Raw genomic sequence first — 12,689 nt, 5'->3', positions numbered from 1 at the left:
ATCTCCTCCCGCGACTGGCCGCGGAGGGGATGTTGGTCGCACGGAGAGGCGCCCCCTCTCCGTGCGACCCCGAGGCCCCGGCCAATGGGAGCCGGGCCCCGGACAGCTGTCGGGTCGCGCCCTCAGGCGCCGACGACAGCAGCTCGTGGTGCTGGACTTCTCAGCAGCCGCAGGTCGGGCCCTCCGAGGACGGTCCTGCCTCCGACTCGTACTGGACGATCAGGTCGACGTTGGCCTTGGAGTGCGATGCCGGATCGAACGTGTAGTCCAGGAACTCCCGGGCCAGTCGGCGGGCGAGTTCACGTCCGATCACCCGCTCGCCGAGGCACAGGACCTGGGCGTCGTTGGACATCACGAGGCGCTCGACGGAGAAGCTGTCGTGGGCCGTGGAGGCCCGGACACCCGGAACCTTGTTCGCGCTGATCGCCATCCCCATCCCGGTCCCGCAGATGAAGATGCCCCTGTCCGCCCGTCCTTGGGCGATGGCGCGGGCACCGGCAACTCCCTTGTGGGGGTAGGGCGTCTTCTCCTGCGGGGTGACGCCGACATCGATCACCTCGTCGACTCGCGGATCCGCTTCGAGATCAGCCTTGATGGCTTCCTTGTAGTCCACGCCGGCTTCGTCCGCCGCAAGGACAACTCTGAACCCCATGTCTCCTCCAGACACTCTCGTGGCCACCGCACGGGAGGGATCCCGTCGGCGTGGATGCCACTGTTAGAAAGTAACACATTCGTTGTTGGTTTTCACACTTATCGCATTGAACTCTCACACGACATGTATGTCCGGGAGTCCGCCTGTGTGAACATGCGGATGGCTTCCGTCCACGCGACGCACCCGTGCGGACGGGGCGAGCAGAGCCTCAGGCCCTGGTCCCGAGTGCTGCCGTGGCCGCCTCGACCCGCTCGACCAGCTCGGCCCACGAGGCGAGGAACTTCTCGACTCCTTGCGCCTCGAGGAGCTCGAAGACCTCGTCGAGGTTGACTCCGGCAGCCTCCACCTCGTCGAGCAGTGCCTGTCCCTCGGCCCGTCGCCCCTCCACACTCCCGTTGACCGTGCCGTGGTCAGCGAAGGACCTGAGTGTCTTCTCGGGCATCGTGTTGACGATCTCCGGGCCGACCAGGTCACTGACGTACAGCGTGTCCGGGTAGGCAGGATCCTTGGTGCCCGTCGACGCCCACAACGGTCGCTGGATGTTGGCACCGCTGGCAGCCAGCATCTCGAAACGCTCAGAGGCGACGAACTCCTCGAATGCACCGTGGGCGACGAGTGCATTGGCGACGGCCGCCCGACCCACCAGGTCGGACCGACCGAGTGCCCGCAGGCGGGCGTCGATCTCGCCGTCGACCCTGGAGATGAAGAAGGAGGCCACTGAATGGATCCCGCTGAGGTCCAGACCCCGTTCCCGGGCCCGTTCAAGCCCTCGGACATAAGCCTCCATGACCTGCACGTATCGACGGACCGAGAAGATCAGGGTGACGTTGACCGAGATGCCGGATGCGATCGTCTCCTCGATTGCCTCAAGACCCGCATCGGTGGCCGGGATCTTGATCAGGACGTTCTCCCTGTCCACGAGCTCGTGCAGCTTCGCTGCTTCCTCGATCGTCCCCCGCGCGTCATTCGCCAGCGCAGGGGACACCTCGATCGAGACACGACCGTCGTACCCGGCGCTGTCCCGGTAGGTCTCAGCGAACTCATCACAGGCGTCGCGCACATCGGCCGCGCACAGCTCGGTGATGGCGACCTCGGCCGGAACACCGCCGAGATCCGCGAGCTGCGTCTCGTAGTCCGATCCTTCGGAGAGTGCTGCGGCGAAGATCGTGGGGTTCGTGGTCACACCCGTCACCGAGAACTCCTGGATGAGATGCGCCAGGTTCCCACTCCTCAGGCGGCTCCTGGACAGGTCATCAAGCCAGATCGAGACCCCCGCGGCAGACAGTGCCCCAAGGCGTTCATTCATGTCGTCCCACTCCAATCCTCACCAGTGGATTCCACGGCGGGCCGCAACTCCGCAGTCCACCAATGCCATCTACCCACCAGGAGTGCGGCACCCGTCTCGCCCGAGCACCCTCGCTCCCACCGGCCGCGTTCAGAGTAACAGGTTTGATGTGAACCTTCACGTCTCAGGTGTTAGGAATGTTCGATGCTCGCGCCCTCGTTCCCTCCGGAGCAGTGCGCGGTCCGAAACACTCCGTGATCCGGAGTGCGGAGCGGGGCCGACCGATGTCGTACAGTGCAGTCCTGAAAGCGCCCACCGTCCGGTACGAAGGGGTGCTCCCCGACCGGGGAGCACCCCCTGCATGAACCTCCCCAGAGCTCGCCCCCGCATCCTGCGGACTCGACGGAGTTCCATGGTCGCTCCGGTCCCTGTGGACAACCTGCGTCGATGGGACGACCTCCATGCCGATCCGCACGTTCTCCGACGACGAGCTCCGCCGCACCGGCAGTCTCAAGTGGACGGGCATCACCGCCAAGGACGGCAGTCCGACCATCGGGGCGTGGGTCGCGGAGATGGACTTCGGTACCGCCCCGGAGGTCGCCGCGGCCATGAAGGGTGCCATCGACGACGGCCTGCTCGGCTACCAACCCTCGTGGATCGCCCCCCGCGTCGCCGACGCCCTCGCCGAGTACCAGCACACCCGCTTCGGCTGGGATCTGTCGGCCGATGACATCCGCCTGGCGGAGTCCGTGCTCCCCGCCCTCCACGCCACCCTCGACCACCTGGTGCGCCCCGGTGCGCCCGTCATCGTCCCCACCCCCGCCTACATGCCGTTCCTGACCATTCCCGGTGGCCACGAGCGTGAGGTCATCGAGGTGCCGTCCCTGCACGGGGAGGCCGCGGGCGGACTCGGGTGGGCGCTCGACCTCGACGGGATCCGCGCCGGGCTCGAGGCGGGTGCTGGCCTGGTGGTCCTGTGCAACCCCTGGAACCCGACCGGGCGCGTCCTCACCGAACAGGAGCTCCGCGACCTGCAGGCACTCGTCTCGCGGTACGACGCCCTCGTCTTCTCCGACGAGATCCACTCCCCCCTCGTCCTCGACGACCCCACCACGCCCTTCCTCTCCTACGCGCGCCTCGGTGCGGAGTTCGCCGCACACACGGTCACGGCGACCGCCGCCTCGAAGGGCTGGAACATCGCGGGTCTGCCCTGCGCGCAGGTGATCCTCCCGGACCCGCAGCTGCGCGAGCGCTGGGATGCCTTCGGGGGCGGGGTCGCCCACGGTGCCTCCACGATCGGCGCGGTGGGGACGATCGCCGCCTACACCGACGGCCTGGAGTGGCAGGGCGAGGTCCGCCGCTACATCTCGGAGAACATCTCCCTCGTCGCCGACGCGCTCCGCGACTCCCCCGTCGACTTCACGGCCCCTGAGGCCACCTACCTCACGTGGTGGGGCTTCGAGGGTCTGGGCCTCGACCCCAATCCGGCCGCCGCGCTGCGCGAGCGTGCACACATCGCGGTGAACGCCGGCCGCACGCTCGGCACCGGGTGGGAGCAGTGGGCCCGCATCAACCTGGCGTGTTCCCACCAGTGCGCCGACGAGATCGTCGGGCGCACCCTCGCGCTCCTCCCCTGACCCCCTTTGCCCGTCCCCCGCCCGCTCTCCGCCGAGGTCCGCTCACTTCTGGCGGTGAGGTCCGCTCATTTCGCCCCGTGAGGTCCACTGGCGGGTTCAGGTCTGGGGTCCTCCCTCGCGGGCGCACCCTGCCACGCGTTTCCCCGCCGCCGGGTCGGGCGGCCCATTGACGAGGGCGGCCAAGGGTCCACCGGACCCCACCGATCCACCAGGACCTCCCCGGGACGGACATCGGCACTGGACCGGGCCGAGGCAGGGCGGACCTCACCGCCAGAACAGAGCGGACCTCGGGCCCCGAACAGAGCGGACTTCGGCGAGGGGTGGGGTCAGGGGAGGGCGAGGACCGCCTCCACGCCCCGGCGCACCGTCTCCCCCGCCCGGGCCGCCGCCTCCAGCACCACTGCCGGGTCGGTGGGCGCCGCGGCGAAGGACAGGTCCGAGACCACGCTCATCCCGCCCACACGCACACCCAGCGCGTGCAGGGTGAGCGCCTCCATGACGGTCGACATCCCCACGCAGCCCGCGCCCGTACCGGCCAGCCACCGGGTCTCGGCGCGGGTCTGGTACTCGGGACCCCGCAGGATCGCGTACACCCCGCGCCTCTGGCACACCCCGGCCAACGCCTCCGTCAGCTCCGGGTCCCAGACACCGGTGGTGTCCAGGAAGACCGTCCCGTCGAAGGGCGAGTGCCCGGAGAAGTTCAGGTGGTCCTCCACCGCCATGACGTCCCCGAGTTCCCAGTCCCGCAGGCACCCGTTGGCGTTGCACAGCACCGCCGTCCCGACCCCCGCGGCGACGGCCGCGCGCACGAAGGTCGTGACGTGGGAGGCGGAGACGCCCTCGTACAGGTGGGTGCGCCCGAGCGCGACGAGGACGTCGTGGTCGCCGCGACGGTAGGAGCGGACCTCGTCGAGGTGGCCGTCGGCCTGCGGCTCGAGGACCCCGGGGATCTCGGAGAGCCGGAACCGCGAACGCGGCTCGCCCCAGCCGTCCAGGGCCCCCGACAGGCCGGAGCCGAGGACCACCACCGTGTCGTGGTGCTCGACGCCGGAGAGCTCGATGATGGCGCGGGCGTCCTCGTGGGACTCGGCGCGCAGGAGCGTGGAGCGCATCTCCTCCGGGGTCATCGCTGGGCCCCCTCCGCGCCGCTCGCCCCGCCGACACCGGGTGCGCCGTCCGCACCGTCGACCCCGAAGAGTCTCGCACCGACCTCCTCCTGACGCCTCACGCGCCCGCGTGAGGTCAGCAGGTACCCGACGAAGCCGATGACCAGGGCCAGGAAGACCCCGATGTTGGAGTACGCCCAGTTGCCCTCACGCCCACCGAGGGGTCCGAGCAGGTAGCCCTGCCATCCCAGCCAGGAGGCGTAGGTGTTGACCACGAGCCCCCAGCCGACGAAGGTCGCCACCGCCAGCGAGGCGATCGCCCCCCAGTTGACCGAGCCGTAGACGCCGGTGCGGCGGAAGAGGTCGGGCTCGTTGTAGTCGGACTTGCGCAGGAGGATGTCGGCGATCATCACGCCGCCCCAGCCGGCGATCACCGTGCCCAGGGTGATGAGGAAGCCCTGGAAGGGACCGAAGAAGCTGTCGGTGAAGAACACGACGACGATGGTGCCCACCAGCATGATCGTCCCGTCGATGGCGGTGGCGACCGGGCGGATGATCGGCACACCCGTGGCCAGCATCGACAGGCCCGAGGAGTAGATGTCCATGACGATGCCGCCCACCAGGCCGAGGATCGCCACCACCGCGAAGGGCACGAGGAACCACGTCGGCAGGATCGTGGTCAGTGCGCCGATCGGGTCGAGGTTGATGGCGTCGCCCAGGGCGGGGTCCGAGCCGACCAGGAGGAGGCCGATGAGGACCAGCAGCACCGTGGCAGGGAGGACCCGAAGGTCGTCCAGAAGACGACGCCCCCGGTGGAGGACTTGCGCGGCAGGTAGCGGGAGTAGTCGGCGGCGGCGTTCATCCACCCGAACCCGAAGCCCGTGAGGACCATGCACAGGGCGCCGATGACGGCGGTCGTGGGGCCGGCGGGCAGTGCGGAGACGGCCTCCCAACTGATGTGGGGCAGCACGAGGGCGACGTAGATGACGGTGAGGACCGCCGTGGCCCAGGTGATCCAGGTCTGGACCCGCATGATCGTGTCGAAGCCGAGGATGCCCGCTCCTCCGGCGATCGCCACCACCAGGACGAGGGCGATGACCTGGGAGAGCAGGTGGTTGGTGACGCCGAGTGCCCCCATGACGGTGGCGGAGGCCTGGACGGCCATGATGCACAGGAACGTCTCCCAGCCCACGGTGAGCATCCAGGAGATCGCCGCCGAGATGCGGTTGCCGTCATGACCGAATGCGGCGCGCGAGAGCACCAGGGTCGGGGCGGAGCCCCGCTTTCCGGCGATGGCGATGAGGCCGCAGACGAGGAAGGAGAGGACGACGCCGACGACGGAGGCGATGACCGCCTGCCAGAAGGAGATGCCGAAGCCGAGCACCCACGCGCCCCAGGAGATGCCCAGGACGGAGATGTTGGCAGCGAACCAGGGCATGAACAGGTTCGAGGGCGTGCCCTTGCGCTCGGACTCGGGGATGACGTCGAGGCCGGCCATCTCCACGGCCAGTGTCGAGGTGGAGGGTGTGAGGCCGGGGTCTGTGGGGAACGGAGCAGTGCTCATGGTGCTGTGACCTCCTGTGTGACGGTGTTCATGAGCGTAGTCGACGCAGGGGCCACTTCGGCAGGGGCGTCGGCGGGGGGCGCGGGAACGCGGACGAGGGCGGCGCCGGACGGGAGCACCCGCGGGCGAGGACGCACCGACGGACGAGGGCGGCGCCGGACGGACGCACCGACGGACGAGGACTCCAATGGATCGGCGCGCTCCACGCCGCGACTCGTCGACGGACGAGGGCGGATCGACGAGCGAGGACACGCCCACGCACGGGCGCTCCAGGGCACGACCTCGCCGGGTGGCGGAGCAGGCGTCGTCGGGAGCGCCGGCCAGGGCCCCGGTCACCTCAGTCGGGGAGGGCGATTCTCCGCTTCCTCCCGGCCCGGAGGGCGTCGTGGAGCGCTGCGGTGTGCGCGGCTGCGAGGGCGGTCACGTACAGGACGAGCGCCGTCGCCACGACGAAGGAGAGGACGGTAGCCAGTCCCCCGCTCCCGGTGCCACCGGCGGATCGGTCCGCCACCTCGACCCCGTCGGCGATGGCCGCTCCCAGGTCGGACATCAACCAGTAGCCGGTGATCACCAGGGTCCACTCCCCGACCACCCGGACCAGCATCCTTGCCATGGTTCCCCTCCGTCCGACGTCGATGTCCCACCGCCAGCCCCCGGTCATCCGCTCACCGCGGGGCTGCTCCGCGTCGGCGCCCCCGCGGGAGGCGCCGTCCCGGCTCGCTCAGCGGCGCACGACGGGGTTGGACAGCGTGCCCACGCCCTCGATGGCGATGTCGACGTGGTCGCCCTCGACGATCGGGCCGACCCCTGCGGGCGTGCCGGTGATGATGACGTCGCCGGGCAGCAGGGTGAAGACCTTGGACACGTAGGACACCAGCTCACGCACGGGGGTGAGCATGTGCGCGGTCGTGTCGGACTGGCGCAGCTCCCCGTTGACTGAGGCGGTGACGCGCAGGTCGGTGACGTCCAGCTCCGGGTCCACCACGATCCAGGGACCCAGTGGGCAGGCCGTGTCGAAGCCCTTGGCGCGCGTCCACTGGCCGTCCGCGCGCTGGGCGTCACGGGCGGAGACGTCGTTGGCGCAGGTGCAGCCCAGGATGATGTCGTCCACGTCGCCGGGTTCGACGTCCTTGGCGAGGGACTTGATGACGACGGCCAGCTCGGCCTCGTGGTGGACCTCCTGGGACCAGGACGGCAGCACGATCGGGTCGTCGGGACCGATCACGGACGTGTTCGGCTTGAGGAAGAGGATCGGGTGGTCCGGTGCCTCCCCGCCCATCTCGCGGGCGTGGTCGGCGTAGTTCTTGCCCACGCCCACCACCTTGGAGCGCGGGATCACCGGGGAGAGCAGGCGGATCTCCTCCAGCTCGACGATCTGCCCGGAGGGCTCGACCGGGGAGAAGAGTGGGTCACCCTTGAGCACGACGACCCGGGTGGAGTCGTCCTCGAGGGCGCCGTAGCGTGGGGAGTCACCGTCGGAGAAGCGCACGATTCGCATGCCGCCAGCCTAGTCCGCACGTTCCCCACCCCGGGCCCCTCGTCCTCCCCTGCGCCCTGGCCACGACCACGGCTTCGCGCATCCGACTCATCGACCCCCGGGACGACGAGGGCGGGACGACGAGCGCGGGACGACGAGGGCGGGACGACGGGTCGGCTCACCCTGAGTGGCATCACGCGAGGTGCCCTCCGGTCCTGCCCCGTGGTGTACGGGCCGGACCGGGACCACACCGGTCGCGGGCTGGCCACGCAGGCCGTCGGGGCCTCCGTCGCGCACACGTTCCCCGGACCGGGTCTCCACCGCGTCCAGGTGGAGAAGCTCCTGGACAACGCCGCCTCGCAGGCCGTGCCCGCCCGGGCGGGTCTCGGGCGCATCGGTGCCGCACCGGGCAGTTCACCGCCCGACAGCAGGGGCCGCCCTCGTCCATGGGGGACAACCGCCCGCAGGACCCCCCGTCCCCCCGGACGCAGGGGCCGCCCTCGTCCATGGGGGACAATGTCCCCATGACCGCGATGCTCAACGACCTGCTCGACGACCTCGAGGACCACGGGCAGCTCGAGGACGTCGACGCCCTCTTCGAGGCGTTCTCCGGCTGGGCGGAGGGATCGGGTCGCCCCCTCTACCCCCACCAGGAGCAGGCGCTGCTGGAGATCCTCGACGGGAACCACGTCATCGCGGCCACCCCCACCGGGTCGGGCAAGTCGATGATCGCCCTGGCCGCACACTTCGTGTCGCTGGCCCGGGGGGGCCGCTCCTACTACACGGCTCCCCTGAAGGCCCTGGTCTCGGAGAGGTTCTTCGACCTGGTGGCACTCTTCGGTGCCGACAACGTCGGGATGGTCACCGGGGACGTCTCACTCAACGCCGCCGCCCCCATCATCTGCTGCACGGCGGAGATCCTCGCCAACCAGGCTCTGCGCGAGGGTGCGGACCTGGACACCGACATGGTCGTCATGGACGAGTTCCACTACTACGGCGACCCCCAGCGCGGCTGGGCCTGGCAGGTGCCGCTCCTGGAGCTCACCCGCCCCCAGTACGTCGCCATGTCCGCGACGTTGGGCGACACCACCCGCTTCCGCACCCGCTGGGAGGAGCGCACCGGACGCGAGGTCGCGCTGGTGGACGACGCGGAGCGCCCCGTCCCCCTGGAGTTCGAGTACGTCGTCGACGACATCCACGACACGGTCGAGCGCCTGCTGGGTGAGGGCCGCTGGCCCGTCTACATCGTCCACTTCGCCCAGCGCGACGCCGTGGAGACCGCGCAGTCCTTCGACCGGCGCAAGCTCATCTCGCCCGAGCAGAAGGAACGCATCGCCGCCGCCCTCAGGACCGTCCAGTTCGGGCGCGGTTTCGGCCAGGTCCTGCGCCACCTGCTCTCCCAGGGCATCGGCGTCCACCACGCCGGGATGCTGCCGCGCTACCGCCGCCTCGTCGAGCGCCTCACCCAGCAGGGGCTGCTGGCCATCGTGTGCGGCACCGACACCCTGGGCGTGGGCATCAACGTCCCCATCCGCACCGTGCTGCTGACCTCCCTGGTGAAGTTCGACGGGGAGCGGATGCGCCACCTCTCCGCGCGCGAGTTCCACCAGATCGCGGGCCGCGCCGGGCGGGCCGGCTTCGACACCGTCGGTTTCGTGCGGGTGCTGGCCCCCGAGCACGAGGTCGAGAACGCGCGGCGGCGCGCGCGGCTCACGGCCGCTGAGGAGGCGGCCAAGGACGAGCGCGAGGCCAAGCGCGCCCGCAAGAAGGCGCAGAAGTCCGCCCCGAAGTCGGCGGGGGCGGGGCAGGTCTCCTGGACGCGCTCCACCTTCGAGCGCCTGCGCGACGCGGCGCCCGAACAGCTGCAGTCCCAGTTCGCCCTCACCCACTCGATGGTGCTCAACGTGCTGGCGGGTCCGCCCTCGCGCGATCCGGGCGAGCACCTCGTCCACCTGGCCCGCGACAACGACGACCCGCCACGGGAGTCCAACCCGCACCTGCGCCGGCTGGCGGAGATCTACCAGTCGATGCGCCAGGCCGGCGTCGTCGACCACGTCCCCTCCGCCCAGGCGGCAGCGGACGGGCTGCCACGGTTGCGCCTCGTGGCCGACCTGCCCGACGACTTCGCCCTCAACCAGCCCCTGTCCCCCTTCGCCCTGGCGGCACTGGACCTGCTGGACCCGGAGTCCCCCACCTACTCCCTCGACGTCGTCTCCGTGGTGGAGTCTGTGCTGGAGGACCCCCGTCCCCTGCTCTTCGCGCAGCGGCGCGTGGCCCGCGGGGAGGCCGTGGCCGCGATGAAGGCCGAGGGCATGGAGTACGACGACCGCATGGCCGCCCTGGAGGAGGTCACCTGGCCGCGACCACTGGAGGAGCTGCTGGAGCCCGCCTTCGCCACCTACGTGCGTTCCAACCCCTGGGTCGGGGACCTGGAGATCTCCCCGAAGTCCGTGGTGCGCGAGATGGTCGAGAACGCGATGACCTTCACGGAGCTGGTCAGCCGCTACGACGTCGGGCGCTCCGAGGGCGTCGTCCTGCGCTACCTCACCGACGCCTACCGGGCGCTGCGCCAGGTGGTCCCCGAGGAGGCCATGACCGAGGAGGTCCGCGCGATCATCTCCTGGCTGGCCGGGCTCATCCGCGCCGTGGACTCCTCGCTGCTGGACGAGTGGGAGGCGCTGTCCTCCGGGCGCGTCGAGGAGGCGCGCAGCGCCGACGAGGGCGGCTCCGGTGGTGCGTCGGGTGCGGAACTGGCCTTCGGCGCGGACGAGGACGGGACCGTGTCCTTCTCCGCGAACCGGCACGCCTTCCGCACCGCCATCCGCACCGCGGTGTTCCGCCGGGTGGAGCTCATGAGCCGTGACAACGTGGCGGCCCTGGCGCGCCTGGACGGACCGTCGGGGTGGGACGAGGAGCGTTGGGACCGGGCGTTGGCGCGTTACTGGGCGGAGCACGACTGGATCGGCATCGACCAGCGGGCACGCTCTGCCTCCCTGTGCCGGATCGTGGAGGCGCCCGAGCGCACGGAGATGTTGGCGGTCGGTGTGCCCGAGGCCGTGGTGGAGGCAGTGGAGGATGCCGCGGAGCGGGCTGACGGGGCCGCCGGCGGGACGGGGCCGTTCTGGTTGGTGGAGCAGACCCTGCTCGACCCGGACGACAACCTGGACTGGCGCCTGGTGGCGCTGGTCGACGTGGCCGGGTCCGACCGCACCGGGGCCGTGGTGCTGCGCATGGTCGACCTCTCCCCCCGCTGACCCCCTCGGCGAAGTCCGCTCTGTTCTGACCTCGAAGTCCGCTCTGTTCTGAGGTCGAAGTCCGCTCAGTTCTCGGGTCGAAGTCCGCTCTGTTCCAGGGTCGAAGTCCGCTCAGTTCTGGGGTCGAAGTCCGTCCCATGAGGCGTCAGTACCGATCTCGGCCCTTCACGAGGGCGGACCTCGAGGCTTCGACGGGACGGACCTCAGTGCCCGAACAGAGCGGACCTCAGTGCCCGAACAGAGCGGACTTCGGGGTGAGAACAGAGCGGACTTCGCGGGGTGAGGCGGGTCACAGGGCTGGTTGTATTAGGTAAGCCATTGCTAACCTAATCCGCGCTGCCGGAGCGTCCCGGCAGGTCAAGGAGACCCCGCAACGACCAGAGGAGCCCCATGCGAGCCCGCCCCGCCCGCCTGTTCACCACCTTCGCCGCCGCACTCGCCGCCGTGACACTGACAGCCTGCTCCGGAGGTGGCGCACAGTCCGACCAGTCCGGCACCGCCGACCAGTCGGGCACGGCCTCCCAGTCCGGATCGGCCTCCGGCTCCGGCGAGTGGCCGCGCACCGTCACCCACGAGAAGGGCGAGCTGGAGCTGGACTCCCAGCCCGAGCGCATCGTCTCGACCTCGATCTCGGCCACGGGAACCCTCCTCGCCATCAACGCGCCGGTTGTCGCCTCCGCCGCGACCTCCCTCTCCGACATCACCGATGACAAGGGGTTCTTCTCCCAGTGGGCCGATGTCGCCGATGAGCGCGGTGTCGAGGTGCTCTACCCGAACCTCGAGTTCGACCTCGAGTCCCTGATCGCCGCGGACCCGGACCTCGTGGTCGTCTCGACCGCGGGCGCTGACTCCGTCGTCGACAACTACGACCAGATCGCCGCCCAGTTCCCCACGATCGTCGTGGACTACTCCAAGCAGACCTGGCAGGACCTCGCCGAGGAGCTCGGTGAGGCCACCGGGCACGAGGCCGACGCCACCGCGGCCATCGACGACTTCGACACCCACACCTCCGAGGCGGCAGCCAGGATCACCGCCCCCACGGGCGGTGCCTCGATCGTCTCCTTCAACGGTCCCGGCGCCGACCAGGGCATCGCCAAGAGGACCGGGCCCCATGCCCAGCTCCTGGAGGCCCTCGGCGTCGAGGTTCATGAGGCTCCCGAGGATCTCGACACCAGCGAGCAGGCGCGCTCCGACTTCGCATTCGTCACCCTGGAGAACCTCTCCACGGCCATCGGCGGGGAGACCGTCTTCCTGCTCACCGGCACCGATGACACCGTGAAGGCCTTCGAGTCCGAACCCGTCCTCGCGAACGTCCCCGCGGTCACCTCCTCGCAGGTGTACCCCCTGGGTCCGACGTCGTTCCGCATCGACTACTACTCCGGCAGGCTCTTCGTCGACGCCGTCGTCGAGGCGCTGGGCTGATCCGATGACCGGCGGCGGCACGTCCCACAGGGGAAGGTCCGGCCCACGTGGCTCGGGGCCCTCCCCTGTGGTCGTGCACCCCACGCTCCCGGCGGCTCCCACCCCGGTGGCGTCCCCACCGGCCAACAGCCCCGCTGGGCGGAGCGCCGAGCGGGTCGTGCCCGTGTCCCCGGGGACGGCGCCCGTGTCCCCTCCCGGTCCCGCCGACGCCCAGCACTCCGAGGAGTTCCGGGGGATCCTCGCCCGCAGGGCCCTCCTCGTGGGGCTGCTCGTGGCCCTCGTGCCCCTGGCG

9 protein-coding genes and 1 pseudogene are annotated in these 12,689 nt (G+C 70.3%); 4 read left to right on the top strand and 6 right to left on the bottom strand.

The features are described 5' to 3' along the window. Positions 1 to 160: 160 nt before the first annotated feature. Positions 161 to 652 (bottom strand): ribose-5-phosphate isomerase, encoded by a 492-nt coding sequence (locus TA90_RS00495; RefSeq protein WP_043534076.1) that lies wholly within the window; start codon positions 650 to 652, stop codon positions 161 to 163. Positions 653 to 860: 208 nt separating this feature from the next. After that, positions 861 to 1,958 (bottom strand): transaldolase, encoded by a 1,098-nt coding sequence (tal, locus tag TA90_RS00490; protein WP_043534075.1) that lies wholly within the window; start codon positions 1,956 to 1,958, stop codon positions 861 to 863. Positions 1,959 to 2,398: 440 nt separating this feature from the next. On the opposite strand from tal, the gene TA90_RS00485 reads away from it, so the two are divergent. Beyond that, entirely contained in the window at positions 2,399 to 3,574 is a 1,176-nt protein-coding gene (locus TA90_RS00485) for a MalY/PatB family protein (RefSeq protein WP_043534074.1), read from the top strand. A 326-nt stretch (positions 3,575 to 3,900) separates the two neighbouring features. On the opposite strand, the gene TA90_RS00480 is transcribed toward TA90_RS00485, so the two are convergent. The 4 genes and pseudogenes from TA90_RS00480 to TA90_RS00465 form a co-directional block, all read right to left on the bottom strand. Next, positions 3,901 to 4,686, bottom strand: coding sequence for a purine-nucleoside phosphorylase (locus TA90_RS00480; RefSeq protein WP_147513291.1), 786 nt, complete (start codon positions 4,684 to 4,686; stop codon positions 3,901 to 3,903). Positions 4,687 to 4,697: 11 nt separating this feature from the next. Further along, positions 4,698 to 6,178 (bottom strand): annotated as a pseudogene (locus tag TA90_RS00475) (purine-cytosine permease family protein). 403 nt (positions 6,179 to 6,581) lie between these two features. Next, positions 6,582 to 6,857, bottom strand: coding sequence for a hypothetical protein (locus TA90_RS00470; protein WP_147513290.1), 276 nt, complete (start codon positions 6,855 to 6,857; stop codon positions 6,582 to 6,584). Positions 6,858 to 6,965: 108 nt separating this feature from the next. After that, on the bottom strand, positions 6,966 to 7,736 hold the full coding sequence (locus TA90_RS00465; protein ID WP_407921570.1) for a fumarylacetoacetate hydrolase family protein: 771 nt from the start codon (positions 7,734 to 7,736) through the stop codon (positions 6,966 to 6,968). On the opposite strand from TA90_RS00465, the gene TA90_RS15960 reads away from it, so the two are divergent. From TA90_RS15960 to fepB, 3 genes are all read left to right on the top strand, one after another. Next, complete coding sequence (locus TA90_RS15960) at positions 7,620 to 8,249, top strand: GNAT family N-acetyltransferase (RefSeq protein ID WP_407921569.1); 630 nt, start codon at positions 7,620 to 7,622, stop codon at positions 8,247 to 8,249. The genes TA90_RS00465 and TA90_RS15960 overlap by 117 nt on opposite strands. Further along, the gene (locus tag TA90_RS00460; protein ID WP_043534070.1) at positions 8,246 to 10,975 is read left to right on the top strand and encodes a DEAD/DEAH box helicase; all 2,730 of its coding nucleotides are present in this window, start codon (positions 8,246 to 8,248) and stop codon (positions 10,973 to 10,975) included. Before TA90_RS15960 ends, TA90_RS00460 begins: the two co-directional genes overlap by 4 nt. 390 nt (positions 10,976 to 11,365) lie before the next feature. After that, the gene (gene fepB, locus TA90_RS00455) at positions 11,366 to 12,397 is read left to right on the top strand and encodes a Fe2+-enterobactin ABC transporter substrate-binding protein (protein WP_052450316.1); all 1,032 of its coding nucleotides are present in this window, start codon (positions 11,366 to 11,368) and stop codon (positions 12,395 to 12,397) included. The last annotated feature ends 292 nt before the right edge of the window (positions 12,398 to 12,689 follow it).

The sequence above is a fragment of the Actinomyces polynesiensis genome (assembly GCF_000820725.1).
GTDB classification, from domain to species: domain Bacteria; phylum Actinomycetota; class Actinomycetes; order Actinomycetales; family Actinomycetaceae; genus Pauljensenia; species Pauljensenia polynesiensis.
The sequence above is the reverse complement of the archived record's forward strand: the minus strand, read 5'-3'. Positions and strand labels throughout refer to the sequence as shown.